The sequence below is a fragment of the Streptomyces sp. NPDC052064 genome (assembly GCF_055585925.1).
The window spans coordinates 316,117-342,038 of the sequence record NZ_JBVJJE010000001.1; the positions used below are offsets into that span (position 1 = coordinate 316,117).

Sequence of the window (25,922 nt, forward strand, 5' to 3'; positions counted from 1 at the left end):
AGCAGTGCTGACGAGCGGTGCCAGGGCTGTCAGGGCTCACCCGACGGCCGTTCGGTTCTCGAGCTGCTTGAGGGGTGGGCTGTCGTGGTCGGGGGGCGTGGCCGAGCAGAAGACGCAGCGGTCGCCGATGACGTCGATGCCGCACCAGTGGCAGCGGGTCCGCCGTACGGAGGTGACCAGCTGGTAGAGGACCGACAGGTCGGGCAGGTAGCTGCAGAACTCGATCAGCTTGCCGGTGCCCCACCAGTCGGGCGATTCGGCCGGCAGGGGGATCTCGCGCAGTCCTTGCACCTTCCAGGAGGGGGCGAGGGTGCCGGTGACCCAGTCGGACTGGAGCTGCCCCTTGGCGACCAGCATCCAGGTGCCGAACTCGGGGCCGGGGAGGGCGGCTTCGGGGGTGATCCTGACGAGCTGCGGCTCGGGATGGGCGAGGACGCCGAACTGGCTGCCGGGCACCCAGGACTTGGCGTGCGACTTCAGGCCGACGGGGACGCGGTCGAGCCGGGCCACGGAGTTGAGCAGCGCCCCGGCGTGGATGTAGTGGACGAGCAGCCGGCCGGCCGAGGCGAGCACGCCGGGGCTGATGTCGCAGGACGCGAGCTGGCGTAACTGGCGGGCCAGGACGGCGAGTCCGAGCGGGGGCAGATCGGGGCGGAAGACGGCGATCCGGTCGCTCTCCATGAGGGAGCGCAGGGTGTGCAGCCGTCGCTGCACGGCGGTGGGCGCGGCCTGTGAGCAGACCACGATCACATGCCCGTGGTGCTCGACCAGGGTCTGCATCTCGGCGAGCGCCTGCTCCAGGGGGCGCCGGTCGACGTCCCGCAGCACGACGGCGGGCAGGGTGCGTTCGTCCTGTGGCGGCAGCGCCATGTCGGCACTGGTCACGGCGATGGCAGTTGGCACGCGCAGCTCCCCGTTTCCCCATGCCCGTCGGCGCGCCGGGTGTTACTGCGGCACACCTTGGTGACTTCACTGCGTGACTACCTCAGCACTGTATCCACGGCTCTGTGACCGGAGAACAGCGTTTGTGTAGCTCGGGAGCAACTGCCATTGCACAAGATGCGCCAAAACGGGGCAGGTTGAGCATCTTGCCGGTCGTCGGCGGGATCTCGGGGGATCCCGGCCGGTGGTCACAGAGGGCTCAGTGTTGACGGTGGGCCTCGGTTTGTGACCTGAGGCCCACGGCTTCCAGGAGCGGAACATCGAGGCGGACACGGACGTCGACGGTGACGGCAACGCCGACGGTTCCGGGGCGACGCGGAGGAGCTCCGGATGTGCGAGATGCGGCGCACCATGCCCGGCGGCAAGGAGGCCGGGCATGGCGTCGGCGGGCTTGAAGATCTCGGCGTGCGAGGAGAAGAAGCACGGGCTGCCGTGGTCACCGGTGGGGTGAGGGCGGCCCCTTCACCCCATCGGCCGGTAGTGCCCGAGCACCCACGCCAGCTGCGGGAACCACTCCTGAAGTCGCGACCTCGGCTTGGCCTCCACCACGCACTCGAAGAACCTGCCGTCCATGTGGATCACGGCGACCATCAGCGCCTTGCCGTTGGGGCTCGCCCGGTAGTGGACGCTGCGGATCTCGGGCCAGCGGAACTCGATCGTGAGCCCGGACGACTCGAAGGCGACGCCGGACGCGTCGACGACGACGGCGTTGCGTTTGTCGACGGCCAGGAAGTCCGGGCCGGCCGTCGCCGGTTGGGGCGGGGCCGGGGCATACGGAGGTGGTGCGGGCGCGTACTGCGGTGGAGGTGGGCCGAAGCCGGGGCCGGGTGGTGATGGGTACTGCTGCGTCATCCGTCGGGTCCTCGGTCCTCGTCCTCGCTGGGAACGTCTCGGTACTGCGGTGAGACATTCTCCCGCTCTAGAAGAACTCCCCCCAAGGCTGGTCCCAGATCTGCTTCACGCACAGGATCAGGAACAGCAGGCCCGCGACGGCGAGCATCGCGTTGCTGAGCGGGCCGTTGCGCCACTCCCTGGGTGTGCGGGGGGAGTTCAGGAGCCAGATCAGCGTGCCGGCGAGGAAGGGCAGGAAGGCCGCGCCGAGGACGCCGTAGATGATGATCAGCCGGAAAGGCTGGCCCTCGAAGAGGAGGATCATGGGCGGGAAGGTCAGCCAGATCAGGTAGGCGCGGAAGGGCCAGGAGCGTTCGCGTGTCCCCGAGGCGACCTCCTCGCCCTTGGCCTGGCCCTTGCCCGACAGACGGGCCACGAAGTCGGCGAACATCAGGCTCACGCCGTGCCAGACGCCGATCAGCGAGGTGAAGGACGTGGCGAAGAAGCCGATCAGGAAGAACTTCGCGGTCGCCGCGCCGTACTCGTCCTCCAGGATGTCGCCCAGCTGGATCAGGCCCTTGTCGCCGCTCGCGATCGCGACGTTCGCCGAGTGCAGCAGCTCCGCGCCCACGAAGAGCATGGCGATGACGAAGATGCCGGTCGTGGCGTAGGCGACGCGGTTGTCCAGGCGCATGACCTTCATCCAGCCGGTGTCGGTCCAGCCCTTGGCGTTGACCCAGTAGCCGTAGGCCGCGAGGGTGATCGTGCCGCCGACGCCGCCGATCAGGCCCAGGGTGTTGAGGATCGAGTCCTTCTCGTCGGGCAGCACCGGGAGGAGGCCCGCGAAGGCGTCGGGGATGTTGGGCGTGACGCGGATCGCCAGGTACACCGTCACCAGGAACATGACGCCCACCAGGACCGTCATGACCTTCTCGAACACCGCGTACTTGTTGAACCAGACGAAGACCAGACCGACCAGACCGCAGGCGATGCCCCACCACTCCAGGTCCATCACGTCGGGGAACAGCGCCTGGAGCGGCAGCGCGCTCGACGACATCGCCGCCGCGCCGTAGACGAAGCCCCAGACGACGACGTAGACCGCGAAGAACCACGTCGTCCAGCGGCCGAGGCTCGCCCAGCCGTCGAACAGGGTGCGGCCGGTGGCCAGATGCCAGCGGCCCGCCGCCTCGGCCAGTGAGATCTTCACCAGGCAGCCGATGATCGCGGCCCACAGGAGGGTGTAGCCGAAGTTGCTGCCCGCGATCAGCGTGGCGACCAGGTCGCCGGCGCCGACGCCGGTCGCCGCGACGACGATGCCCGGGCCGATGTACTTCCAACTCGCCCTGCGCTGCGGGGGGTGTTGCGATGCCTCGTGGTCCGTGGTGTTTTCCGTGGTGTCCGCCATGCAGGTCAAGAAAGCCCAAAGGCGCCGGTGGGACAAGAGGGCGTACCCGGTTTTCACGTGATGCGCGTACGACGCTCCTGCCCGGGCAGGTCCCGGCGGCTGGTTCGCCGACGAGCGGTTCCGCGACGTCCGCCACCTCACCGCGCTCCGCGAGCCCCCATCCCTCCAGCTTCCTGCGTGCCTTGGCGCGTGCCTCGCGGACGGCGGAGGGCTCGGGGGCGTACGGGTTACGCGTACTGGAGGCGGACCGTGGCTGCCTCGGCTTCGTCGCGGATGTCCACGTACGCGCAGACCTGGCGCGCGTACCAGAGGCCCGGGCCGGGTTCCGGGCCGGTGGGCGGGGGCGGGACGAAGCCGGCGAGCGGGTCGCCGACGGGGCGGGCCGAGCGCAGTTCGCAGACGCAGGCGGGCGCCTCGCCCCACAGCAGGGCGGTGCCGCCGAGCGGCGCCAGGGCCGCCGCCGTCTCCGCGACGGCCGTGGCGAACAACTCGGCGTCGGCGGCGGGAAGCCCCCGGGCTTCCGCCCAGGCCTGCACGGCCGCGGCGTGCGGCTCCGCGAGGTACTGCGCGTCGGCCGGGGGCAGCGGCAGCGGGACGGCGTCGAGTTCGGCCGCGAGCCGCACCGGGTCCTCGTACACGTCCGTGCCGGGGTGGGCGCGGCGGGCCGCGGCGACGACGGCGGGGCCGGCGGTGCGGGTGTCGTACGCGCACAGGGCGGTCGTGGCCATGGGCGCGAAGAGGAGGTTGGCGAGGGCCTCGTAGCGGATCCACTCGGTGGTCTCGCGGGCCGAGCGGCCGGCTCGGCCGCTCCATACGGGTTCCATGAGGAGGTGGATCCGGCCGCCGGGGCCGGCGTGGGCGGTGAGGTGGGCGGCGGCCCGGGCGACGGCATTGGCGGCGGAGCCGGTGTACCAGTCGGTGTGCGGGATGCAGGTGACGTCCTTGGCATCGCTGCCGAGGGCGTCCCGCAGGAGGTCCAGGTTGCGGGGGTCGGCGATGACCACGGGGGGTGGTTCACCGGGAGCCGCGAGGCCTTCGCCGAGGAAGTGCAGGGCGGCGGCCACGAAATCGTCGTCGGTGTCGAAGACGGCCATGCGGTGGTCGAACGCGGTGGGCGTCGGGGGCTGTCGGGTGGTCATGGGTTCCCCTCGGGGGTCTGCGGTACGGGCGGGTCAGCGCTGGGCCGTCACCCAGGCGGCGATCTGGCTGCGGCTGCTGAAGCCGAGCTTGCCGAGGACGCGTTCCACATGGCCTTCGGCGGTGCGGCGGGCGATCACCAGACGGTCGGCGATCTGCTGGTTGGCGAGCCCTATCGGCGACGAGCCGGGCGCCCTCGGCCTCGCGGCGGGTGAGACGGACGCGGTGTCGTCGTGCGGGGCGCGGGACTCCCCGGGGACGGGCGGGCCGGCTCCTGGACACACCTCGCGGCCGGACAGCCCGCGGCGGCGGAGAGGTCGCCGTCCGGATCGGGCACCGGCAGCGGTCGCACCTCCAGCAGGTGCTCCTCGGTGAGCCGGAGCCGGTGCCGGCTGGTGGCGAGGATGCGGACGCCCTCGGTGCCGTGCAGCAGGGCCGCGGCGGGTCGGTTCGCCACGCCGACCGACGAAGCTGGTCGTCTCGACCGGCAGATGGTGGTCCCGTCGTGGCGCTGATCCGCCCATGATCAGCCAGTCCTCTGGGGGGTGTGGTCCGAGGATCCGGACACTCCGGCTCCCCTTGCGCGGATCCTCACTCTCCCCCGTTGCGTACATGTATGCACGCACGAGTCACACCCGTGGGTGTACTTCGGCGAGGACAGCTCGACCGCCGCGCCGAACGCGTAAACTGCGCGACCGTTTTCGGTCTTGACCTGCTCATGCCATTGGCAGAACGATGTGCGCCACCCGCACCACGTACGTCGCACGGAACAACCCCACCTCCCACAAGGAGACTTCATGCGACTCCGCATACGAGGCTCCGGTGCCCGCACCGGCAGACGCACCGCCGCCCTCGCCGCCCTCCTCGCACTCGCCCTCGCGGCGCCCCTCTCCGCGACGACGACCGACGCCACCGCCGACAGCGCCCGCAAGGCCGCCCCGTCGGCCGACGACGTCCGGCAGTACGAGATCCATATGCACTCGACGGCCAAGGACCGCACGGCACTTCAGCGCACCGGCGTGACCGTGGACGAGGCCCACGGCCACGGTGTCGTCGTCTCCGGACGCGCGGACCAGATCAAGAAGCTGCGCACTCTGGGCTACGAGGTCACCCCGCTCGGCGCGGTGCCCGACCGGTCCGCCGGCGAGGACGACGTCAGGATCCACGACTTTCCGTCGGCCGACTCGCGCTACCACAACTACGCGGAGATGACGAGCGAGATCAACTCGATCGTCTCGGCCAACTCCTCCATCGCCAGCCAGCGTGTGATCGGCAAGTCCTACCAGGGCCGGAACATCGTCGCCATCAAGATCAGCGACAACGTGGGCAGCGACGAGTCCGAGCCGGAGGTGCTGTTCACGCACCACCAGCACGCCCGCGAGCACCTCACCGTCGAGATGGCGCTCTACCTGCTGCGCGAGCTGACCTCCGACTACGGCTCCGACTCACGCGTCACCAGCATGGTGAACAACCGTGAGATCTGGATCGTCCCGGACATCAACCCGGACGGCGGCGAGTACGACATCGCGAGCGGGTCGTACCGCTCGTGGCGCAAGAACCGCCAGCCCAACAGCGGCAGTTCGTACATCGGTACCGACCTCAACCGCAACTGGAACTACCGCTGGGGCTGCTGCGGCGGCTCCTCGGGCTCGACGTCCTCCGAGACGTACCGAGGCCCCGCGGCGGAGTCGGCGCCCGAGGTGAAGGTCGTCGCCGACTTCGTGCGCAGCCGGGTCGTCGGCGGAGTGCAGCAGATCAAGGCCGGCGTCGACTTCCACACGTACAGCGAGCTGGTGCTGTGGCCGTTCGGCTACACGAACTCCGACACGACGACCGGGATGACCGCCGACGACAACGCCGCGTTCAAGGCGGTCGGGCAGAAGATGGCCGCGAGCAACGGGTACACGCCGGAGCAGTCCAGCGACCTGTACATCACGGACGGGTCGATCGACGACTACCTCTGGGGCACGCACAAGATCTTCGGATACACGTTCGAGATGTATCCGAGGTCCGGTGGGGGTGGGTTCTACCCGCCCGACGAGGTGATCGAGCGGGAGACCTCCCGTAACCGGGACGCGGTGTTGCAGTTGCTGGAGAACGCGGACTGCATGTACCGGTCGATCGGCAAGGAAACCCAGTACTGCCGGTAGTCACCCGGCCGGCTACTCGGCGTCTTCCTCGAAGTAGGCGTCCAGTACCGCGTCCAACTGCTCGTCCCACTCCGTGAAACGGCTCCTGGCCGGTGCTTCGATCTCGATCGGGTACCAGCGCCGGTCAGGGGTGTGGACGGTGACGGTGTAGCGCTTGCCGAAGCGGGCTGTCTCCGTTTCGACCGCCCCGATCTCGTCCCAGCGGAACTCGCATTCCTGGTCGTCCAGGGACAGTCGGACGCCTCTGTGGTCGGCGACCATCCTCGCGCGGCGGTCGGACGCCTCGAAGACGGGGCCGTCGACGTCGGCCTCCTCCGGCTCGGAAGGGGACGTCTCCGCCGTCTCCTCCGGCTCGGGGGCGGCCTCCTCGGCCTCCTCGGCTTCGGCGACCTCAGGCTCCCTCTCCGGCCCGTCGTCCTCCGTCCTTCCGGACACGGGTGACGTGAGCCCGGGGATGAAGGCCGGGTCGAATCCGGCGCCCTCCAGGGGCTGGCTGCTCGAACCTATGCGCTGCTCCACAGCGGAGCAGTATGGTCGACAAACCTGTGTCGCACACAGCCGGCTCCGACTTCGTTATCAGACGCCTACACGAACAGGCTCAATACCGCCGCCACCACGAACCCCGCCACCGACAGCACACTCTCCAGCACCGTCCACGTCTTGAGCGTGTCCCGCTCGCTGATGCCGAAGTACTTGGCGACCATCCAGAAGCCTCCGTCGTTCACGTGCGAGGCGAAGATGGAGCCGGCGGAGATGGCCATGATGACCAGGGCGACGAATGCCTGGGAGTGGTCCCCCTCGGAGAGCAGGGGCGCCACGATGCCCGCCGTCGTCACGATGGCCACCGTCGCCGAGCCCTGGGCGACGCGCAGGACCACGGAGATCAGGTAGGAGAGGACGAGCACCGGCAGGCCCACGTCGTTGAACGTGTCCGAGAGGGCCTGGGCGACGCCGCTGGCCTTGAGGACGGCGCCGAAGATGCCGCCCGCGCCGACCACGAGCAGGATGTTGCCGACCGGCTTCAGGGACGCGGTCGACACCGTCTCCAGGGACTTGCGGGACCAGCCGCGGCGGATGCCGAGCAGGTAGTACGCGAGGAACAGGGCGAGTGTGAGCGCCACGAAGGGGTTGCCGAAGAACTCGATCACCGAGCGGAGGGTGGAGGGGGCCAGGGCGATCGAGGAGAAGGTCGCGGCGAGGATGAGGACCAGCGGGGTGCCGATGATGCCGAGGACCGTGCCGAGGGAGACCGGCTGCTCGCTCGGCTCCGTCCCGGCGGCCCGCTGCTCGGCGATGACCGCCTGCTTCGCTTCCTCCGCCGCCTCGACCATGTCCTGCGGCACGGCGACGAAGATGCGGCGGCCGATCCACGCGGAGTACGCCCACGCGGCCACCACGGCCGGCAGACCGCAGACGATGCCCATGAGGATGACCCAGCCGAGGTCGACGTGGAGGAGACCGGCGGCGGCCACCGGGCCGGGGTGCGGGGGCAGGAACGCATGGGTGACGGACAGGCCCGCGAGCAGCGGCAGGCAGTAGAGCAGGATCGACTTGCCGGAGCGTTTGGCGGCGGCGTAGACGATCGGCGCCAGGACGAAGATGCCGACATCGAAGAAGACCGGGATGCCGAAGATCAGGCCGGTGAGGCCCATGGCGAGCGGGGCGCGCTTCTCGCCGAACAGGCCGAGCAGGCGACCGGCCAGCACCTCGGCGCCGCCGCTGACTTCGAGGATCGCGCCGAGCATGGTGCCCAGGCCGATGATGATGGCGACATGGCCGAGGATGCCGCCCATGCCGGACTCGATGGTGGAGACGGCGTCCGACTTCTGGACGGTGCCGAAGAGTTCGGTGACCGACAGGCCGGCCGCGAGGCCGACGGCTATGGAGACCGCGAGCAGCGCGACGAACGGCTGGAGTCTCATCCTGATGATGAGGAACAGCAGCAGGGCGATGCCGAGCGCGGCGGTGAGCAGGAGTCCGGCCGTACCGTCGACCAGGAGGAGCAGACCTCCGGTGTGGGGTGGGGTCTCGGCGGGGGCGGACGCGGCGAGCGGATGGGACATTCGGGGGTCCTCTGCGTAAATGCATACAGCTTCTGGGTAGGGGGGAGCGCGGCGCGGCGCATCGGTGGGCGCCGCGCCTCGAAAAGGCGAGGTGGGGGGTGGGTCAGCCGAGGACGGCCAGCGCGTCGATCTCGACGAGGAGACCCGCGGGCAGACCGACGTACACCGTCGTGCGCGCGGCGGGCGGCTGGGTCAGGCCCTGCTCCTCGAAGTACGCGTTGTAGATCTCGTTGAACTCGGCGAAGTGGGCCACGTCCGTCAGGTAGACGCGGATCATCATCACGTCGTCCCAGCCGGCGCCGCCCTCTTCGAGGACCGCCTTGACGTTGGCCAGGGTCTGGAGGGTCTGCTCGCGCAGGGCCGGCCCGGCGGGCGTGGGCGGCTTGCCCTCCTCGGCGGGCAGGAAGCCGACCTGGCCGGCGACCTGGAGGATGTTGCCCTTCTTCACGCCGTGCGAGAACTTCGCCGGCGGGGTGGTGTGGGTCTCGGGGGTGAGCGCGATCTTGTCCGTCATTCGGTGCCTTTCACTGGTGTTCTGCCGGAGTACTCGCCGCTGATGGCGTCCGCCGTACGGCGCACCAGCGGCAGGAGGGTGAGAAGTTCGTCGGCGGTGACGACGACGTTCGGCGCGGAGACCGACATCGCGGCGACGACCCGGCCGTCGGCGCCGCGGATGGGCGCGGCGACGCAGTTGATGGACTCCTCGTGGCCGCCGAGGTCGGTGGCCCAGCCCTGTTCGCGCACCTTCTCCAGCTCGCGCAGGAACGCGGCGGCACTGGGTGTCGAACGGGCCGTGTACGTGGGGTAGTCGAGCTTCTCCGCCACCGCCCGCCGCTCGTGTTCGGGCAGGTCGGCCAGCAGCAGCTTCGCGACCGCGGCGACGGTGATGGCGACGGGCTTGCCGATGCGGGAGTACATCCGCACCGGGTAGCGGCTCTCGACCTTGTCGATGTAGAGGACCTCGTTCTCCTCGTACACGGCGAGGTGCACGGTGTGCCCGCAGCTCTCGTTGAGGCGGACCAGGTGGGGATGGGCGATCTCGCGGACGTCGAGGTTCTCCATCGCCTCCTGGGCGAGGGCGAAAAGGCGGGCGCCGAGACGGTAGCGCTGGTCGGACTGGCGGTAGACGAGGCCGTGCTCGTGGAGGGTGCGCAGCAGGCGCAGGGCCGTGGACTTGTGCACGCCGAGGCGGTCGGCGACCTGCCCCAGGTCGGCGGGGCCCTCGGCGAGCAGCGGCAGGATGCTGAGCGCGCGGTCGACGGTCTGGCTCATGGCGTACGTACCTCCTCCTCGGCCCGTGCGACGGCCTGGTCGACGGCTCGCGTCCAGCCGGGGCCGAGTCGCAGTCTCCCCCACGCCGCGTCGTCCAGGGCCGCGAGGCGGTCGGCGTGCTCCCGCGCGGGCGGCGCGGTGAGGTCGCCGGGGACGGTGAGGGCGGCGGCGGCCAGCAGATGGCCGTGCCGCAGCCGGTCCCGGACGGGCAGTCCGCGCAGGGTGGCGGAGAGGAACCCGGCGGCGAAGGCGTCCCCGGCGCCGACGGCGGCGACGACGTCGACCCGCGGGGCGGGCACGAAGGTGACGTCCCGCTTCTCGAAGACGGTGGCTCCCGCGGCGCCCTGCTTCACGACCAGCACCTCGGGTTCGGGGAGGGCGGCGCGGACGGCCTCGGCGCCGCGCAGCCCCCAGGCCTCGTCCTGCCCGACGAACACGAGGTCCGCGCCCCGCGCGAGGTCCCGCAGGACCTTCGGGGCGTCCGTGTCGCGCCACAGGCCGGGCCGGTGGTTGACGTCGAAGGAGACCAGGGGGCGACCGGGCCGGCGCGCGGTCAGCTCGCGCATCAGGTCCAGGCAGGTCCCGGACAGTGCGGCCGTGATCCCGGACAGGTGCAGCACGCGGCCGGAGCGGACCGCGTCCAGGTCGACGTTGCCGGCCGACATGGCCGAGGCCGCGGAACCGGCCCGGTAGTACGCCACCTCGTGCGCGTCGGTGGCCCGGTCCCCGGCGGTGCGGAAGTAGATGCCGGTGGGGCGGGCGGGGTCGCGCCGGACGTGTGCCACGTCGACCCCGTACCCGCCGATGGCCTCGACCAGGTGGTCGCCGAACGGGTCGTCCCCCACCCGGCTGACCCACCGCACGGAGTGCCCGGCGGCGGCCAGCACGCACGCCGTGTTGGACTCCGCGCCGCCGATGCCCCGGTCGAAGGAGGGGACGTCCGCGAGCCGCCCCGGCCGGGACGGCAGGAACGTGACCATGGACTCGCCGAGCGCGACGACGTCCACGACGTCGGGGGCGTTGCAGGGTCCGGTGGGGGTCACGATGCTCGTAGCTCCTCGTCGGGCCGGTCGGTGGCGGATTCATTGACCGGCGGTGGCCGAGATGTTAGACAGCGTGGAGCGATATACGCAATGAATGTTGCAGACACTGCAACACTCCTGATCAGGGAGGCTTCATGACAGCCGATACCGCCGCCGAGTCCCTCGCCCGGCTCGCCGCCGAGCGTGTCGACCACCGCTTCAAGGGCCTCCCGCCGGACGCCGACGGCCTGACCGTGGGCGAGCTGGCCGCCCAGCGCCGGAACCTCTTCACCGGCGGCTTCGCCACACCCGTGCTCGCGCTGTCCGCCGAGCGCCTGGAGCACAACCTGAGGCTGATGGAGACCTACGCGGACCGGCACGGCCTGGCCTTCGCGCCACACGGCAAGACCTCCATGGCGCCGCAGCTGTTCCAGCGGCAGATCGAGCACGGGGCGTGGGGCATCACGCTGGCTGTGCCGCATCAGGTGCGGGTGGCGCGCGCGTTCGGGACCCGGCGCGTGTTCCTGGCGAACGAGCTGGTCGACCCGGCGGCCCTGCGCTGGGTCTCCGCCGAGCTCGACGCCGACCCGGAGTTCCGCTTCGTCGCTTACGTCGACTCGGTGCGCGGGGTGGAGCTGATGGACGCCGCGCTGGGCGATGCCCGGCGCCCGCTGGACGTCGTCGTCGAACTCGCCGCCGGGGAGGGCGCTCGTACCGGTGTGCGTACGGAGGCGGAGTGCGCGGCGGTCGCGGACGCGGTGGCGGGCACGCGGTCCCTGCGGCTGGTCGGCGTCGCGGGGTACGAGGGCGAGGTGCCGAAGGCGGACACGGAGCGCGTGACGGCGTGGTTGCGGCGGCTGGTCGCGCTGGCCGCCGACTTCGACGAGGCCGGACGGTTCTCCGGTGTGGACGAGATCGTCGTCAGCGCGGGCGGCAGCGCCTGGTTCGACGCGGTCGCCGACGTCTTCGCGGAGATCCCCGAACTCTCCCTGCCCGTCCTGAAGTTGCTGCGCTCGGGCGCCTACGTCTCGCACGACGACGGCCACTACCGCAAGCTGACCCCGTTCAACCGGGTGCCCGAGGAGGGCGCCCTGGAGCCGGCGTTCCGGCTGTGGACGCAGGTCGTGTCGCGGCCCTCCGCCGAGCAGGCCTTCGTCAACGCGGGCAAGCGCGACGCGGCCTACGACCTCGACCTGCCCTTCGCCCAGGTGATCCGCCGGGACGGTGCCGAGCGTCCGGCCGCCGGCGTGTCGGTGACGGCCCTGTCCGACCAGCACGCCTGGCTCAGCACCACGCCGGAGGCGGATCTGGAGGTGGGTGACTGGGTCGGTCTGGGTCTGTCCCACCCGTGCACGTCGTTCGACAAGTGGCCGTTGATCCCCGTCGCCCAGGCGGACGGCACGGTCGTCGACTACGTCCGTACGTTCTTCTAGGAGGACGGCGCGATGGAAGAGCTCGTCATCCGGGACGCGGACGTCGTGGACGGCTCCGGCGAACCCTCCTACCGGGCCGATGTCGTGGTCGACGGCGGCCGGATCGTGTCGATCGTCAAGGAGGCCGCCGCGGCCGGCTGCCAGCGGCCGAAGGCACGCCGGGAGGTGGACGCCGAGGGCCTCGTCCTCTCCCCCGGCTTCGTCGACATGCACGCCCACAGCGACCTGGCCCTGCTGCGCGACCCCGACCACAGCGCCAAGGCCGCGCAGGGCGTCACGCTGGAGGTCATCGGCCAGGACGGGCTGTCGTACGCGCCGGTCGACGACCGGACGCTCGGTGAGGTGCGCCGGGCGATCGCCGGATGGAACGGCCCGGGCGACGACATCGACTTCGACTGGCGGACGGTGGGCGAGTACCTCGACCGCCTGGACCGCGGGATCGCCGTGAACGCGGCCTATCTCATCCCCCAGGGCACGGTCCGCGCGCTCGCCGTCGGCTGGGAGGACCGGGAGGCCAGCCCGCAAGAGCTGGACCGGATGCGGCAGTTGGTCACCGAGGGCATGGAGCAGGGCGCCGTCGGCATGTCCTCGGGGCTGACGTACACGCCCGGCATGTACGCGAAGGACGCCGAACTGACCGAGCTGTGCCGGGTGGTGGCGTCGTACGGCGGCTACTACTGCCCGCACCACCGCTCCTACGGCGCGGGTGCCCTGGAGGCGTACGAGGAGATGGTCGCGCTGACCCGGGAGGCGGGCTGCTCCCTGCATCTCGCCCACGCCACCATGAACTTCGGTGTGAACAAGGGCCGGGCGCCCGAGCTGCTGGCCCTGCTGGACGAGGCGCTGGCGGCCGGGGCGGACATCAGCCTCGACACGTACCCCTACACACCGGGCTGTACGACGCTGGCGGCCATGCTGCCGAGCTGGGCGAGCGCGGGCGGCCCCGAGCAGGTCATCGGGCGGCTGGCGGACGAGGAGACGGCCGAGCGGATCCGCCACGACCTGGAGGTCACCGGCTCGGACGGCTGCCACGGCGTGCCCATCGAGTGGGACACGATCGAGATCTCGGGCGTGGGCGATCCGGCGCTGGCCGAGTTCGTCGGCCGGACGGTGCGGGAGTCGGCGGACGTGCGGGGCGAGGCCCCCTGGGTGACCGCACGCGGGCTGCTGCTGGCCGACCGGCTGGCGCCGACGATCCTCCAGCACGTCGGCCACGAGGAGAACGTCCGGGCGATCATGCGCCACCGCGTGCACACCGGGGGCTCGGACGGCATCCTCCAGGGCGCCAAGCCGCACCCGCGCGCGTACGGAACGTTCCCGCACTACCTCGGGCACTACGTGCGGGAGTTGGGGGTGCTGTCGCTGGAGGAGTGCGTCGCGCACCTCACCTCGCGCCCGGCGGCCCGGCTCCGGCTGCCGGACCGGGGCCTGGTGCGCGAGGGGTACGTGGCCGACCTGGTGCTCTTCGACCCGGCGACGGTCGCGGCGGGGTCGAGCTTCGCCGAGCCGCGCGTGCTCCCGACGGGCATCCCGTACGTGCTGGTCGACGGGCGGTTCGTGATCGAGGACGGGCGTCGCACGGACGCCCTGGCGGGCCGGGCGGTTCGCGGGACTCCCGCGTGACCGCCCGACCCGGAGGGGCCTGCCCCGGCCTTACGGCTTGGGCAGGGTGCAGCCGCTCGCGCTCAGGTCGAGCTTGTTGTCGATGCCGAAGCAGGACGGGATCTGGTAGGTCTCCTGGGCGTAGTTGATGCCCTTGCGGACCGTCACGTTGCCGCTCTTGTCGACCTCGCAGGGGTTGTTCACCGTGCAGCGCTCACCGTCCTCGTTGCCGGTGTTGTTGATGGCGACGACCTTGCCGGTGGCCTGGTCGACGACGGGCGAGCCGGACGTGCCGCCGATGGTGTTGCAGGCGGAGGTGTAACGGACCGAGTCCTTCCAGGTCCAGTCGCCCTCCTTCAGGCGGTACGCGAACCCGTCGATGTCGCAGCTGTAGATCCGCTTCCAGTAGCCGGAGGGGATGCTGATGGCGGTGCCGGCGACCGGGTGCGTGTCGTTCAGCGTCAGCGGGTTGATGCCGTACGAGCTCTTGATCTGCCCGTAGGTGGTGGTGAGCTGGTAGAACGCGACGTCCGTGTCGGTCATCGTGCCGTACGCGAGCTTGGCGGCGCGCAGGGTGGCGACGCGCGAGCCGGAGGCGTTGAGCAGGCTGAACGTGCGGCTGGACGCCTTGTCGACGAGGACCTCGCCGGGGCCGGGGAAGCCGGACTCCAGGCAGTGGCCGTTGGTCATCACCAGCGCCGGGTCGTTGGCCTCGGAGTCCGGCATGCGCACGACGGAACCGGAGCAGTTGCTGAGCGCGACGGTGCCGGCGAGGTTCACGGCCCTGGCCGACGGGTTGAGCCCGGACAGCGTCTGCTCCACGGACGCGACCACGTCCGGCACGGCGGACGTGGCCGAGCCCGTGTCCGCGACCTTGCCGACGCCCGTGGGGGCGGCCTCGGCAGCGGTCGCGGGAGCCGCGCCTGCCCCGGCTATCGCCAGGGCGAAGAACGCGGCTGCGAGAGGTTTTCTCATGGGGGGTCCCCTCTTGCGACGGAGGCGGCCGGAAATCTTCCGGCCGCCTGCACTGTTGTCATGCGCATTGTGATCGTCGCAAGGCGGTGGGGCAAGGAGTTGTTCCGCGCGCGGAACCTGCCGCCCGGCCCGACCCTACTCAACGGCCCTGGTGGGCGGACTACTTGGGGCCCTTGGTACCGCCGGGGCCGTGTCCGGGCTTTCGCTCGGATCGGCCCGGGGCCGAGGCGGTGGCGGCGGGAGCGGAGGTCGTCGGAGTGCCGGCCGTGGGGGTGCCGGCCGAGGGGCTCGGGGCGTCCGCCCCGGACTCGGACGGGTGGGGGCTCATCCCCGTGGACGGACTCGCGGACGCGGCGCCGGACAGCCCGTCACTGTTCGCCGGCCGGCCGACGAGGGTGGTCCCGGGGGTCGCTGTCCGACCGGTGCCGGTGGAGGGCGCCGTCGGCGACTCCCCCGCCATCGGTCCCGACCGGCCGCCGCCACCCTCGCCTGCTCCGCCGGAGGGCCCGTCCGAGAAGCCGAGACCGGCGATCAGCGCGGCCGCCGACACGGCGCCCACGGCTCCGGCGGCGACCGCCACGCGGCGGGCACGCCACGACCCCCGTCCCCGCCGGGAGTGACGGCCGGCGCCGGACCGGCCATGCACCGGCACCGGCACCGGCGGCAGCTCACGCGTGTCGCCCATGCCGCGCGCTGGGTCCTGGGCGCCCCGGCCCCGGGCGCCCGCGGGGTCGAACACGTCCTGCCATCCGTGCGCCGCCGCCGGATCGGCGTACGTGTCGTACGCCGGGGGCGGGTCGGCCTGCGGCAAGTACACGTTCGGCGGGCCCTGGGGCTCGCCGCTCGTCGCTCCGTCGGCGTACTCGGATGGCCTGAACATGACGGCGAATTCTAGGTATCAATGGTGCTGGTGGGACAGCGTGCGGCGATATCCGCCCAAATCGACGCGTCTCACGTGGCGGAAAACACGACCCGTGACGCAATACCGGGCCGTAAGCTCCCAGACATGCAGGTGATCCAGTCGACCAAGCTCGCCAACGTCTGTTACGAGATCCGGGGCCCGGTGCTCGAGGAGGCGATGCGGCTGGAAGCCGCCGGTCACCGCATCCTCAAGCTGAACACCGGCAATCCGGCCGCGTTCGGCTTCGAGTGCCCGCCCGAGATCCTGGAGGACGTCCTCCGGAACGTGTCCTCGGCGCACGGGTACGGAGACGCCAAGGGACTGCTGGCCGCGCGCCGCGCGGTCGTGATGCACAACCAGACCCTCGGCATCGAGACGGACGTCGAGCACGTCTTCATCGGCAACGGCGTCTCCGAGCTGATCGTGATGGCGATGCAGGGCCTGCTGGACGACGGGGACGAGGTGCTCGTGCCCGCCCCGGACTATCCCCTGTGGACCGCCGCCGTCTCCCTGTCCGGCGGCACCGCCGTGCACTACCGGTGCGACGAGCAGTCCGACTGGATGCCGGACCTGGCCGACGTCGAGCGCAAGGTCACCGACCGCACCAAGGCGATCGTGATCATCAACCCCAACAACCCGACCGGGGCCGTCTACGACGAGGCGATGATCAAGGGACTCACCGACATCGCCCGCCGCCACAACCTGCTGGTCTGCTCGGACGAGATCTACGACAAGATCCTCTACGACGGTGCCACGCACACCCCGACCGCCGCCGTCGCCCCCGACCTGCTGACCCTCACCTTCAACGGCATGTCGAAGGCGTACCGGGTGGCCGGCTACCGGGTCGGCTGGATGTCGATCTCCGGGCCCCGCGCGCACGCCGACTCCTACATCGAGGGCCTGACGATCCTGGCGAACATGCGGCTGTGCGCGAACATGCCGGGACAGCACGGCGTCGTCGCGGCACTCAGCGGACGCCAGACGATCAACGACCTGGTACTGCCGGGCGGCCGGCTGCGCGAGCAGCGGGACGTCGCATATGAGCTGCTGACCCAGATCCCGGGCGTGACCTGCGTGAAGCCGAAGGGGGCGCTGTATCTCTTCCCGCGCCTCGACCCCAAGGTCTTCAAGATCAAGGACGACCGGCGGATGGTCCTGGACCTGCTCCGGCGCGAGAAGATCATGGTCGTCCAGGGCACCGGCTTCAACTGGCCTGAGCCGGACCACTTCCGGGTGGTGACCCTGCCGACGGTCGGGGACCTGCGGGACGCGGTGGGCCGGATCGGGCACTTCCTGGACGGCTACAGCCAGGCCTGACCTACGGCCGGGCCTGACCCGCAGCCGGGCCGATCGGAACCTCGCTCACCGTACGTGTGCAGCCAGTCCGGTTTTGCGAACAACTCAACTTTAGACGAAATCTAAGCTAGGATGGCTTCCTGTAAGCACTCAGGAGGCCCTCCCATGTACGAACCGATCCGCACCAAGTCGGTCCACAGCACGGTGGACGGCCCCGACCCCGATTTCCCCCACCGCTCCCGCGAGGAAGAGCTGGACATCCAGCTCGCGGGCCATCTCGCCGCTCTGCTCGCCGTCACGGACGAGCTGCGCGCGACGGAGGCCTCGGCCGACCTGGACACCGCGGCGGAGCGACTCGCGGGGCAGGTGAGCCGGCTGCGGGGAGGGCGGACGCCGGTGCGTGCACCGATGAGCGGCACCCGCCGCGAGCGCGGCGCGGCAGCCCTGCACCGGCGGGCGCACGCCCTGGCGGGCCGCGCGCTGGTGGTCGCCGCCTCCCGCGCGGACACGGCGGCCGCCATCCTGGCCGCCGAGCGGATGGACGCCCACACGGCGGCTCTGGAGCCGCGCGAACTCGCGTCCCGCTGAGCCCCCTCGGGGGCTCCCCCCGACGGCCCCGGTCCGCGCGCACCCGCAGCGACGCGCGGACCGGGCGCCACTGACCCCTTCGTGAGGGCCCTCGGGTACCCGCTCCCGGGTCCGCCACTCCTGGGAGTCACACGGGAACGACCCGGGCAGCCCCGCGAACTCGCGGGTTCCGCCCCGGCCTTCCCGGGCGCGGTCGGAGCACTCAGCGCCTGACGTACACGGCCGCCGACGCCCTCGCCCCCTCCTGCGGGTCGTCGCCCGGCCGGCTGACACACGCCGTCACCCGTTCGGCACAAGAACCCTCGTTCCCTTGAGGAACCGGGCACGCGGCACCACACAGGGCAAGGACGCGGCACTCACTCCCACTCGCCAAAGCGCGAAGGTGATGCTGTCACCGCGGCCGGCCGTGACGATGTTGCTGGTCAGGGCACGATCGGAGCCGGCCGCGGCGTCGGTGGAGGGCTGTCTCAGCCCAGGCGCTGCACCAGCGCGCGGTACTCGTCCCACAGCTCCTTGGGCGTGTGGTCGCCGAAGGTGTTGAGGTGCTCGGGGACCAGGGAGGCCTCCTCGCGCCAGACCTCCTTGTCGACGGTGAGCAGGAAGTCCAGGTCGGAGTCGGCCAGTTCGAGGCCGTCGGTGTCGAGGGCGCCCTTGGTCGGCAGGATGCCGATCGGCGTCTCGACGCCCTCCGCCGTGCCCTCCAGGCGCCCGACGATCCACTTCAGGACACGGGAGTTCTCACCGAAGCCGGGCCAGACGAACTTGCCCTCGTCGTTCTTGCGGAACCAGTTGACGTAGTAGATCTTCGGCAGCTTCGACTGGTCCTTGCCCTTGGCCACGTCGACCCAGTGGCCCATGTAGTCGCCCATGTTGTAGCCGCAGAACGGCAGCATGGCGAAGGGGTCCCGGCGCAGCTCGCCGACCTTGCCCTCGGCGGCGGCGGTCTTCTCGGAGGCCACGTTGGCGCCGAGGAACACGCCGTGGTTCCAGTCGAAGGACTCCGTCACCAGCGGTACGGCGGTGGCACGGCGGCCGCCGAAGAGGATCGCCGAGATCGGCACGCCCTTCGGGTCCTCCCACTCCGGCGCGATGATCGGGCACTGGGCTGCGGGGACGGTGAAGCGGGCGTTCGGGTGCGCGGCCGGCGTCCCCGACTCGGGCGTCCAGTCGTTGCCCTTCCAGTCGGTGAGGTGGGCGGGCGGCTCCTCGGTCATGCCCTCCCACCAGACGTCGCCGTCGTCCGTCAGCGCGACGTTGGTGAAGACCGCATTGCCCCACAGCGTCTTCATCGCGTTGGCGTTGGTGTGCTCGCCGGTGCCGGGCGCGACACCGAAGAAACCGGCCTCCGGGTTGATGGCGTACAGCCGGCCGTCCTCGCCGAAGCGCATCCAGGCGATGTCGTCGCCGATGGTCTCGACCGTCCAGCCGGGGATGGTCGGCTCCAGCATGGCGAGGTTGGTCTTGCCGCAGGCGCTCGGGAAGGCCGCCGCCACGTACTTGGACTCACCGCGCGGCGGGGTGAGCTTCAGGACCAGCATGTGCTCGGCCAGCCAGCCCTCGTCACGCGCCATCACGGAGGCGATGCGCAGGGCGTAGCACTTCTTGCCGAGCAGGGCGTTGCCGCCGTAGCCGGAGCCGTAGGACCAGATCTCGCGGTCCTCGGGGAAGTGCGAGATGTACTTGGTCTTGTTGCAGGGCCAGGGGACGTCCTGCTGGCCGGGCTCCAGCGGGGCCCCCAGGGTGTGCACGGCCTTGACGAAGAAGCCCTCGTCGCCGAGCTCGTCAAGGACGGCCTGGCCCATGCGGGTCATCGTGCGCATGGAGACGGCGACGTACGCCGAGTCGGTGATCTCGACACCGAGCGCGGACAGCGGCGAGCCGAGCGGGCCCATGCAGAAGGGCACGACGTACATGGTCCGGCCGCGCATCGAGCCGCGGAACAGGCCGCCCTGGCCCCCGGAGCCCTGGAAGATCTCCCGCATCTCGGCGGGGGCCTTCCAGTGGTTGGTCGGGCCCGCGTCCTCCTCCTTCTCGGAGCAGATGAACGTCCGGTCCTCCACGCGGGCGACGTCGGTGGGGTCGGAGGCCGCGTAGTAGGAGTGGGGGCGCTTGATCGGGTCGAGTTTCCGGAAGGTGCCCTTCTGGACGAGCTCCTCGCACAGTCGCTCGTACTCGGCCTCGGATCCGTCACACCAGACCACGTTGTCCGGCTGGGTCAGCTCTGCGATCTCGTTGACCCACGAGATCAGCCCCTGATGGGTGGTGGGGACGGTGGGAGCCGCGATATCGCGCGCCACGATTGCTCCTAAATGAGGGATTTTTTTGATGTGGAGGCCCCGTGGGGGCTGCGACCCGGATGCTTCACGGTGAAACTTGGCGCTCATCCGGTGCCGACCGCACTCATTTGATCATCCGACGCGTGCGCCCATCTGTCCAGAGGAGCGCACAGGTGAGCAACGTGAGGATCGCCACGGTTTCTTCTGACCTCTTTGCATGCACGTTGGGTTCACCTGACCCTCCGTTTGCGTAACCATCGTTCGGCCACGATGAGAGGATGGCCACTCTTCATCGGCCGATCGACCGGACCGATGGGTCACTTACGGTTCCGTAGCTACCATTCGGCCATGACTGCGTTCGCCCCCGACGCGCCTACGGACACGCCGGCCGACGGCCGTGGTCCGACGGCGCTCTCCCTGCCGCACCCGGTGAAGCCCAAGCTGCGCGGCTGGCTGCACCTCGGTATGTTCCCGGCCGTTCTCGTCGCGGGCCTGGCACTGACCGCCCTCGCCGACTCGACCAGAGGGCGCATCGCCTGCGGGATCTTCGCCTTGACGGCGTGCCTGCTGTTCGGCGTGAGCGCGCTGTACCACCGGGGCGACTGGAGTCCGCGCATGGACGGCGTCCTGCGCCGCCTGGATCACGCCAACATTTTCCTGATCATCGCGGGCACCTACACGCCGCTGACCATGCTGCTCCTGCCGGGCGCCAAGGGTCAGTGGCTGCTGTGGGGCGTCTGGGCCGCGGCTGCGGCCGGCATCGTCTTCCGCGTCTTCTGGGTCGGCGCCCCGCGCTGGCTCTACACGCCGTGCTACATCGCGATGGGCTGGGCGGCCGTCTTCTACCTGCCGGACTTCATGCGGACCGGCGGCATCGCCGTACTCGTCCTGGTCATCGTCGGCGGCGTGCTCTACAGCGCGGGCGGCGTGATCTACGGGATCAAGCGGCCCAACCCGTCACCGCGCTGGTTCGGCTTCCACGAGGTGTTCCACTCCTTCACCCTGGCGGCCTTCATCGCGCACTACGTGGGGATCTCGCTGGTGGCGTACCAGCACGGGTGACCCTCTCGCCCCCTCCAAGGCCACGGCTCGCAGCCGTGGCCTTTTTGCGTGCCCGAGAATCGCGAACGATTGACAGTGCCTACCTTTTGACAGTTACTCTCATTTCATGGCTACTGTCATCACGCCCGACGCGCGTCGCTGGTGGGCTCTCGGAGCCCTGGTCGCGAGCATGCTCACGCTCGGCTTCGACCTGACGATCCTCAACATCGCGCTGCCCACCATGGCTCAGGAGCTCGGCGCGAGCACCGGCGAGCAACAGTGGATGGCGGACGCCTACGTTGTCGTCTTCGCCGCGCTGATGCTCCCGGCCGGGCTGCTCGGCGACCGGTTCGGACGGCGGCGGATGCTGGTCACCGGGCTGGGGATCTTCCTCGCCGGCTCGGTCATGGGCGCCCTGGCCCCGGACGTGACCTGGGTCGTCGCCGCCCGTGCCGTGATGGGCATCGGAGGCGCGCTGGTCATGCCGCTCGCCCTGTCCGTGCTGCCCTCGTTGTTCGGGCCCGGCGAGCGCAGCAAGGCCATCGGCGTCATGTCGGCCGCCTCCGCGCTCGGCATGCCGCTCGGCCCGATCCTCGGCGGCTGGCTGCTCGACCACTTCTGGTGGGGCTCGATCTTCCTGATCAACGTCCCGATGGTCGCCATCGGCATCACGGCCTGCCTCTTCCTGCTCCCCGAGACCCGCGACCCGGCTTCTCCCAGGGTCGACACCGTCGCGACGGCGCTCATCGCGGCCGGTCTCGGCGCGCTCGTCTTCGCCGTCATCGAGGCACCCACGCGCGGCTGGGGCGACCCGGTGGTGGCCGGGTTCCTCACCGGAGCCGTGGTGCTGCTGGCCGGGCTCGTGCGGCGCGAGCGCCGGGCGGCGCGGCCCATGATCGACATGGAGCTGCTCGGCCACCGCGGCTTCCTCGTGAACGGGCTCACCGCGACCCTGGTCACCTTCGTCCTGGCGGGCCTGCTGTTCCTGCTGCCGCCCTACCTCCAGGCCGTCCTCGGCCACGACGCCCTCGGCACCGGCCTGCGGCTGCTGCCGATGATGGGCGGGCTGATGGTCGCCGCGCGCGGTGCCCAGTCGGTCGTCGCCCGGTTCGGTCCCCGGGCGGTGGTCAGCTGTGGCCTGGTGGTCCTGGCCTTCGCCGCGTTCCTCGGCAGCCGTACGACGGCCGACTCCGGCTACGGCTTCACCGCGCTGTGGCTGACCGTCACCGGCATGGGCTTCGGCTTCGCGGTGGTCCCGGCGATGGACGGGGCTCTGGCGGCGCTGCCCTCAGACCGGGCCGGCAGCGGCTCGGGGCTCCTCATGACCCTGCGCCAGGTCGGCAGTGCGATCGGCATCGCCCTGCTCGGCAGCCTGCTCGCGGGCGCCTACCGGGACCGGCTCGACGTCACCGGGCTGCCCGCCGGGGCCGCCGACACCGCCGGGGAGTCCGTGGTCGCCGCGCACCTCGTCGCCGAGCGCACCGGCATGGCCGACCTGGCCGCCTCCGCGAACCGCGCGTACGTCCACGGCATGGGCGTCGTCCTGCTGGTGTGCGGCGTCGCGGCCCTGGTCGCCGCACTGCTCTCCGGGGCGTTCCTGCCCGGCACCCGGATCGCCCCGGACGGCGGGGACGGCTCCCCGGCCATGGCCGAGCCCGATGCCGATGCCGATGCCGATGCCCGACAATGACCTTCATGACGGCAGCACGCACCACCCCCGCCGACCGGCCCCGACTGGGACTCCGGGAGCGGAAGAAGATCAAGACCCGCCAGGCGATCCGCGCCGCGACCTACTCGCTGATCGAGGAGCAGGGTTACGACGCCACGACGATCGAGCAGATCGCCGACCGGGCCGAGGTGTCGCCGTCGACCGTCTTCCGGTACTTCCCGACCAAGGAGGACATCGTGATCACGGACGAGTGGGACCCGGTCATGCTGGAAGAGCTGCGGGCCCGGCCGGAGGACGAGTCGTGGGCCGACGTCCTGCGGCACGTGATGCGCACGGCCCTCGACCTGAGCCTCGCCGAGGAACCCGAGGTGACCCGGATGCGGACCCGGCTCGGGGTCGAGGTCCCCGCCGTCCGTGCCCGCATGATGGAGAGCATGGCGGCGACCGGCCGGCTGCTCCGCGAGGCACTCGCCGAGCGCTCCGGGCTCGACCCCGACAGCCTGGAGCTGCGGGTCTTCGCCATGTCCGTGATGGGCGGGCTGATGGAGGTCTCCCACTACTGGGCCGAGACCGGCCACCGGGAGGACATCCGGGAGCTCGTCGACCGTGCCCTGGACGTCCTGGAACACGGCCTGGCGACCGGAAAACCCTGAGGCCGGCGCCCGCCGCCGTGGCATCCTGACCGGGTGAACGGTCCCGAGATCCACGTCGAGTTCGCCCCCGAGCTCCACGTGTTCGTCCCCCAGACCCGACGGTCGGGCACCGTGCGGGCGGCCACCGACGGCGCCTCCAGCCTGGGCCATGTCGTCGAGTCGCTGGGCGTACCGCTGACGGAGGTGGGCGCCCTGGTCGTGGACGGCCGCGAGGTGCCCGTCTCGCACGTCCCGGCAGCCGGCGAGTCGGTGACCGTACGGACCGTCGCCCGCCCCCAGCGGGTGCCGGGCGCTCCCCTGCGGTTCCTCCTCGACGTACACCTCGGCACACTGGCCCGCCGGCTCCGCCTTCTCGGCGTGGACACGGCCTACGAGTCGACCGACATCGGCGACCCGGCGCTCGCCGCCCGTTCGGCGGCCGAGCAGCGGGTCATGCTGAGCCGCGACCGGGGGTTGCTGCGGCGCCGCGAGTTGTGGGCGGGGGCGTTCGTCTACAGCACCCGGCCGGAGGAGCAGCTTCGGGACGTCCTGGACCGCTTCCAGCCCGAACTGCGGCCCTGGACCCGGTGCACGGCCTGCAACGGGTTGCTGCGCAAGGCGAGCAAGGACGAGGTGGCGGACCAGCTCAAACACGGCACGCACGCGACGTACGACGTGTTCGCGCAGTGCACCGCGTGCGGCCGGGCGTACTGGAAGGGCGCGCACCACGAGCAGTTGGAGGCCATCGTGGAACGTGCCCTCGCCGAGTTCGGAAGCTGACTCCTCCTCATATCCCCCGTTGCCGCAGGCGATCCCGTCCTCGTTCCGGCCCAGGCTCAACGGGTCGGCCGGCGACCTGCTCCATCGTGTGGTCGTCGGTCGTGGCCGAGCCGGTGCCGTAGACGGAGACGCCCCAGGAGATGCGGTCGGTGCCGGCCGGGACCTCGGGTGTGCGGACGGTGGCCTCGGTCCAGCCGGCCCGCCAGGTCCAGCGTCCTGAGGTCGGTCCGGTACTGCCGGCCGTCGCGTCGTGCCGGAACAGCGTGATCGCCGCGTCGGGCGTGGTCGTCCTGTACCAGGGGCCGAGGTCGTACCGCCTGCCCGGCGTCACCACCGGGGCGCATTCGGCGGACTCGGTGATCAGGGCCTCGCGGTCGCCCTCGACATGTCGCCGGTGCCGGCGGTCTCGAAGCCCGGGTTCCCGATGAGGTCGGCCGCGGAGGCGGGCCGGGGCGCGGTCAGCAGGAGGCCGGCCGTGAGCGCGCCCACGCCGGCGAGTGCGGTCCCTCTCCGGTACTCGCTCACCCGGCTCTCCTGGCGGTGCGGCTCTCGCGCACGGGCTTCTCAGGGCCCCGGCGCGGCAGATAGACCAGCGCTTCGGTGGCCGCGAAGCGCAGGACGAACGTCGTCACCAGCGCGAGCGCGGTGGCGGACAGCACACCCAGGTGGAACTGGTGCACGAACAGCGCGATCAGCGGGATCCGCAGGACAAGATCGGCGTTGGCGAGCAGCGCGAACCGTCCGGCCCGGTCCCACCAGCGGCGGTGCCGGCGCCGCTCACGGAACAGCAGGTGCTCGATGAGCAGGAAGTTCCAGGCGACGCCGAGCTGGTTGGCGAGGATCTCCGCCGGTACGTAGTGCATGCCGACGGCGGTCAGCGCCCACAGGCCCAGCAGGTTCGGTACGAAGCCGGTGAGCCCGATCAGGCCGAAGCCGACCATGCGCGCGACCGGCGAGGCGGCGCGCAGCCCGGCCAGGTGGCGCAGGAAGCGAAAGCCCTCCCGCGCGGTCGACTTGGACTCCCCGGCGAACCGGTCCTGGAAGACGAAGGGCACCTCGGTGACCCGGCGCGGGCGGCTGCGGACGGCGAGTTCGAGGAGGATCTTGTAGCCGAGCGGCTGGAGCACCTCGGCCGTGACCGCGCTGCGGCGGATCGCGAAGAAGCCGCTCATCGGGTCGCTGATGCGGTGCAGCCGGCGCGGGAACAGCGCCTTGGTCAGCCAGGTCGCCCCGCGCGAGACGGCGACGCGGTAGCTGCCCGCGAGCCCGGCCCGGCTGCCGCCCTTGATGTACCGGGAGGCGACGACGAGCCCGGCGTTCGCCCGCTCGCCCGTGGCGACCAGGTCGGGCACGAGGGACGGCGGGTGCTGGCAGTCGCCGTCCATGACGACGATCCAGTCGGAGGTCGCCGCCTTCATGCCCTCGACGACCGCGCCGCCGAGCCCGCCCACCGGTTCCTCCCGGTGCAGGACGGTCACCGGGAAGGGGCAGTCCTGCGCCGCCTTCTGGATGACCTCGGGCGTGTCGTCGGTGGAGTCGTCGACGAAGACGACCTCGCAGGGCAGCCGGGCCGGCACGGCCTCGGTGATCTGGTGCAGTAACTGCCGTACGTTCGCCGACTCGTTGAACGTCGGTACGACGATGGTGACGGCGCCCGGTTCGGGGATCTCGGCGGTCTCGACGACCTCACCGGGGACGGTGGACTCCTGGCTCATCGCGCGCCTCCGGCGGTGATCTGGATCTGGCGGATCTCGATGCGGTCCGGACCGGTGCCGAAGGTGGCGACCTGGGCCGAGTGCTCCATGGCGGCCTTGACGTTGGGCAGGTCGGCCGCGTCACGCCGCACGGTCGGCGAGGCGACGACGTAGTCGAGGTCCCCCACCGTGACGAAAGAGCGTGTTTCCGTT

At 71.0% G+C, this 25,922-nt stretch carries 24 protein-coding genes and 1 pseudogene; 9 read left to right on the top strand and 16 right to left on the bottom strand.

Annotated features, from left to right (window positions below; translation table 11 throughout):
* Positions 1–36: 36 nt before the first annotated feature.
* From ACZ6TU_RS01485 to ACZ6TU_RS01505, 5 genes are all read right to left on the bottom strand, one after another.
* On the bottom strand, positions 37–870 hold the full coding sequence (locus ACZ6TU_RS01485; protein ID WP_469546555.1) for a hypothetical protein: 834 nt from the start codon (positions 868–870) through the stop codon (positions 37–39).
* A gap of 534 nt (positions 871–1,404) precedes the next feature.
* Entirely contained in the window at positions 1,405–1,794 is a 390-nt protein-coding gene (locus ACZ6TU_RS01490) for a hypothetical protein (protein WP_467671582.1), read from the bottom strand.
* Positions 1,795–1,861: 67 nt separating this feature from the next.
* Positions 1,862–3,178: an Nramp family divalent metal transporter gene (locus tag ACZ6TU_RS01495; RefSeq protein ID WP_467671584.1), complete on the bottom strand. Its 1,317-nt coding sequence runs from the start codon at positions 3,176–3,178 to the stop codon at positions 1,862–1,864.
* Between the two features lie 227 nt (positions 3,179–3,405).
* Positions 3,406–4,317, bottom strand: a complete 912-nt coding sequence (locus ACZ6TU_RS01500; RefSeq protein ID WP_469545847.1) for an anti-sigma factor RsbA family regulatory protein — start codon at positions 4,315–4,317, stop codon at positions 3,406–3,408.
* Between the two features lie 33 nt (positions 4,318–4,350).
* Positions 4,351–4,599, bottom strand: a complete 249-nt coding sequence (locus tag ACZ6TU_RS01505; protein WP_467671588.1) for a LuxR C-terminal-related transcriptional regulator — start codon at positions 4,597–4,599, stop codon at positions 4,351–4,353.
* Positions 4,600–5,112: 513 nt separating this feature from the next.
* Between ACZ6TU_RS01505 and ACZ6TU_RS01510 the strand changes: the two genes are divergently transcribed.
* A complete protein-coding gene (locus ACZ6TU_RS01510; protein ID WP_467671590.1) occupies positions 5,113–6,465 on the top strand; it encodes a M14 family metallopeptidase in 1,353 nt (450 codons plus the stop codon).
* A gap of 12 nt (positions 6,466–6,477) precedes the next feature.
* On the opposite strand, the gene ACZ6TU_RS01515 is transcribed toward ACZ6TU_RS01510, so the two are convergent.
* From ACZ6TU_RS01515 to ACZ6TU_RS01535, 5 genes are all read right to left on the bottom strand, one after another.
* Entirely contained in the window at positions 6,478–6,984 is a 507-nt protein-coding gene (locus ACZ6TU_RS01515; protein ID WP_467671592.1) for a hypothetical protein, read from the bottom strand.
* Between the two features lie 65 nt (positions 6,985–7,049).
* Positions 7,050–8,528, bottom strand: a complete 1,479-nt coding sequence (locus tag ACZ6TU_RS01520) for a GntP family permease (RefSeq protein WP_467671594.1) — start codon at positions 8,526–8,528, stop codon at positions 7,050–7,052.
* A gap of 103 nt (positions 8,529–8,631) precedes the next feature.
* Positions 8,632–9,042, bottom strand: a complete 411-nt coding sequence (locus ACZ6TU_RS01525) for a RidA family protein (RefSeq protein WP_467671596.1) — start codon at positions 9,040–9,042, stop codon at positions 8,632–8,634.
* Entirely contained in the window at positions 9,039–9,800 is a 762-nt protein-coding gene (locus ACZ6TU_RS01530; protein WP_467671598.1) for an IclR family transcriptional regulator, read from the bottom strand. Before ACZ6TU_RS01530 ends, ACZ6TU_RS01525 begins: the two co-directional genes overlap by 4 nt.
* Positions 9,797–10,843 carry a sugar kinase gene (locus ACZ6TU_RS01535; protein WP_467671600.1) on the bottom strand — a complete coding sequence of 349 codons (1,047 nt, stop codon included), beginning with the start codon at positions 10,841–10,843 and terminating at the stop codon, positions 9,797–9,799. Before ACZ6TU_RS01535 ends, ACZ6TU_RS01530 begins: the two co-directional genes overlap by 4 nt.
* A gap of 134 nt (positions 10,844–10,977) precedes the next feature.
* Here ACZ6TU_RS01535 and ACZ6TU_RS01540 point away from each other — a divergent pair, with 134 nt between their 5' ends.
* Complete coding sequence (locus ACZ6TU_RS01540) at positions 10,978–12,255, top strand: amino acid deaminase (RefSeq protein ID WP_467671602.1); 1,278 nt, start codon at positions 10,978–10,980, stop codon at positions 12,253–12,255.
* A 12-nt stretch (positions 12,256–12,267) separates the two neighbouring features.
* The gene (locus tag ACZ6TU_RS01545) at positions 12,268–13,878 is read left to right on the top strand and encodes an N-acyl-D-amino-acid deacylase family protein (RefSeq protein WP_469545855.1); all 1,611 of its coding nucleotides are present in this window, start codon (positions 12,268–12,270) and stop codon (positions 13,876–13,878) included.
* A 30-nt stretch (positions 13,879–13,908) separates the two neighbouring features.
* On the opposite strand, the gene ACZ6TU_RS01550 is transcribed toward ACZ6TU_RS01545, so the two are convergent.
* Together ACZ6TU_RS01550 and ACZ6TU_RS01555 are read right to left on the bottom strand one after the other, a co-directional pair.
* A complete protein-coding gene (locus ACZ6TU_RS01550; protein ID WP_469545858.1) occupies positions 13,909–14,832 on the bottom strand; it encodes a S1 family peptidase in 924 nt (307 codons plus the stop codon).
* Positions 14,833–14,992: 160 nt separating this feature from the next.
* On the bottom strand, positions 14,993–15,712 hold the full coding sequence (locus ACZ6TU_RS01555; RefSeq protein ID WP_469545861.1) for a hypothetical protein: 720 nt from the start codon (positions 15,710–15,712) through the stop codon (positions 14,993–14,995).
* A 126-nt stretch (positions 15,713–15,838) separates the two neighbouring features.
* Between ACZ6TU_RS01555 and ACZ6TU_RS01560 the strand changes: the two genes are divergently transcribed.
* Together ACZ6TU_RS01560 and ACZ6TU_RS01565 are read left to right on the top strand one after the other, a co-directional pair.
* A complete protein-coding gene (locus ACZ6TU_RS01560; RefSeq protein WP_388062683.1) occupies positions 15,839–17,050 on the top strand; it encodes a pyridoxal phosphate-dependent aminotransferase in 1,212 nt (403 codons plus the stop codon).
* Between the two features lie 144 nt (positions 17,051–17,194).
* Positions 17,195–17,617, top strand: coding sequence for an SCO4983 family protein (locus ACZ6TU_RS01565; RefSeq protein ID WP_467671610.1), 423 nt, complete (start codon positions 17,195–17,197; stop codon positions 17,615–17,617).
* A 467-nt stretch (positions 17,618–18,084) separates the two neighbouring features.
* Here ACZ6TU_RS01565 and ACZ6TU_RS01570 read toward each other — a convergent pair whose 3' ends face one another.
* Entirely contained in the window at positions 18,085–19,914 is a 1,830-nt protein-coding gene (locus tag ACZ6TU_RS01570; protein WP_467671612.1) for a phosphoenolpyruvate carboxykinase (GTP), read from the bottom strand.
* A gap of 327 nt (positions 19,915–20,241) precedes the next feature.
* Here ACZ6TU_RS01570 and trhA point away from each other — a divergent pair, with 327 nt between their 5' ends.
* The 4 genes from trhA (at position 20,242) to ACZ6TU_RS01590 (ending at position 24,015) form a co-directional block, all read left to right on the top strand.
* On the top strand, positions 20,242–20,955 hold the full coding sequence (trhA, locus tag ACZ6TU_RS01575) for a PAQR family membrane homeostasis protein TrhA (protein ID WP_467671614.1): 714 nt from the start codon (positions 20,242–20,244) through the stop codon (positions 20,953–20,955).
* A 106-nt stretch (positions 20,956–21,061) separates the two neighbouring features.
* Positions 21,062–22,624, top strand: a complete 1,563-nt coding sequence (locus tag ACZ6TU_RS01580) for a DHA2 family efflux MFS transporter permease subunit (RefSeq protein WP_469545868.1) — start codon at positions 21,062–21,064, stop codon at positions 22,622–22,624.
* Between the two features lie 5 nt (positions 22,625–22,629).
* Positions 22,630–23,256 (top strand): TetR/AcrR family transcriptional regulator, encoded by a 627-nt coding sequence (locus ACZ6TU_RS01585; protein ID WP_467671618.1) that lies wholly within the window; start codon positions 22,630–22,632, stop codon positions 23,254–23,256.
* A 33-nt stretch (positions 23,257–23,289) separates the two neighbouring features.
* A complete protein-coding gene (locus ACZ6TU_RS01590; protein ID WP_467671620.1) occupies positions 23,290–24,015 on the top strand; it encodes a Mut7-C RNAse domain-containing protein in 726 nt (241 codons plus the stop codon).
* 52 nt (positions 24,016–24,067) lie between these two features.
* Here the strand turns inward: ACZ6TU_RS01590 and ACZ6TU_RS01595 are convergent.
* The 3 genes and pseudogenes from ACZ6TU_RS01595 to ACZ6TU_RS01605 all read right to left on the bottom strand — a co-directional run.
* Positions 24,068–24,540, bottom strand: a pseudogene (locus ACZ6TU_RS01595) (galactose oxidase); the annotation flags it as partial.
* On the bottom strand, positions 24,537–25,730 hold the full coding sequence (locus ACZ6TU_RS01600) for a glycosyltransferase (protein WP_469545872.1): 1,194 nt from the start codon (positions 25,728–25,730) through the stop codon (positions 24,537–24,539). The pseudogene ACZ6TU_RS01595 and the gene ACZ6TU_RS01600, both read right to left, overlap by 4 nt.
* Positions 25,727–25,897 (bottom strand): hypothetical protein, encoded by a 171-nt coding sequence (locus ACZ6TU_RS01605; protein ID WP_467672606.1) that lies wholly within the window; start codon positions 25,895–25,897, stop codon positions 25,727–25,729. Before ACZ6TU_RS01605 ends, ACZ6TU_RS01600 begins: the two co-directional genes overlap by 4 nt.
* Positions 25,898–25,922 lie beyond the last annotated feature (25 nt).

What these genes read in the sequence shown, in the direction of transcription:
- ACZ6TU_RS01540 (WP_467671602.1), top strand. Translation starts at nt 10,978, where the DNA reads ATGACAGCCGATACCGCCGCCGAGTCCCTCGCCCGGCTCGCCGCCGAG.
- trhA (WP_467671614.1), top strand. Translation starts at nt 20,242, where the DNA reads ATGACTGCGTTCGCCCCCGACGCGCCTACGGACACGCCGGCCGACGGC.
- ACZ6TU_RS01555 (WP_469545861.1), bottom strand. Translation starts at nt 15,712, where the DNA reads ATGTTCAGGCCATCCGAGTACGCCGACGGAGCGACGAGCGGCGAGCCC.
- ACZ6TU_RS01510 (WP_467671590.1), top strand. Translation starts at nt 5,113, where the DNA reads ATGCGACTCCGCATACGAGGCTCCGGTGCCCGCACCGGCAGACGCACC.
- ACZ6TU_RS01495 (WP_467671584.1), bottom strand. Translation starts at nt 3,178, where the DNA reads ATGGCGGACACCACGGAAAACACCACGGACCACGAGGCATCGCAACAC.
- ACZ6TU_RS01560 (WP_388062683.1), top strand. Translation starts at nt 15,839, where the DNA reads ATGCAGGTGATCCAGTCGACCAAGCTCGCCAACGTCTGTTACGAGATC.
- ACZ6TU_RS01500 (WP_469545847.1), bottom strand. Translation starts at nt 4,317, where the DNA reads ATGACCACCCGACAGCCCCCGACGCCCACCGCGTTCGACCACCGCATG.
- ACZ6TU_RS01490 (WP_467671582.1), bottom strand. Translation starts at nt 1,794, where the DNA reads ATGACGCAGCAGTACCCATCACCACCCGGCCCCGGCTTCGGCCCACCT.
- ACZ6TU_RS01520 (WP_467671594.1), bottom strand. Translation starts at nt 8,528, where the DNA reads ATGTCCCATCCGCTCGCCGCGTCCGCCCCCGCCGAGACCCCACCCCAC.
- ACZ6TU_RS01525 (WP_467671596.1), bottom strand. Translation starts at nt 9,042, where the DNA reads ATGACGGACAAGATCGCGCTCACCCCCGAGACCCACACCACCCCGCCG.
- ACZ6TU_RS01550 (WP_469545858.1), bottom strand. Translation starts at nt 14,832, where the DNA reads ATGAGAAAACCTCTCGCAGCCGCGTTCTTCGCCCTGGCGATAGCCGGG.
- ACZ6TU_RS01580 (WP_469545868.1), top strand. Translation starts at nt 21,062, where the DNA reads ATGGCTACTGTCATCACGCCCGACGCGCGTCGCTGGTGGGCTCTCGGA.
- ACZ6TU_RS01600 (WP_469545872.1), bottom strand. Translation starts at nt 25,730, where the DNA reads ATGAGCCAGGAGTCCACCGTCCCCGGTGAGGTCGTCGAGACCGCCGAG.
- ACZ6TU_RS01485 (WP_469546555.1), bottom strand. Translation starts at nt 870, where the DNA reads ATGGCGCTGCCGCCACAGGACGAACGCACCCTGCCCGCCGTCGTGCTG.
- ACZ6TU_RS01565 (WP_467671610.1), top strand. Translation starts at nt 17,195, where the DNA reads ATGTACGAACCGATCCGCACCAAGTCGGTCCACAGCACGGTGGACGGC.
- ACZ6TU_RS01545 (WP_469545855.1), top strand. Translation starts at nt 12,268, where the DNA reads ATGGAAGAGCTCGTCATCCGGGACGCGGACGTCGTGGACGGCTCCGGC.
- ACZ6TU_RS01530 (WP_467671598.1), bottom strand. Translation starts at nt 9,800, where the DNA reads ATGAGCCAGACCGTCGACCGCGCGCTCAGCATCCTGCCGCTGCTCGCC.
- ACZ6TU_RS01585 (WP_467671618.1), top strand. Translation starts at nt 22,630, where the DNA reads ATGACGGCAGCACGCACCACCCCCGCCGACCGGCCCCGACTGGGACTC.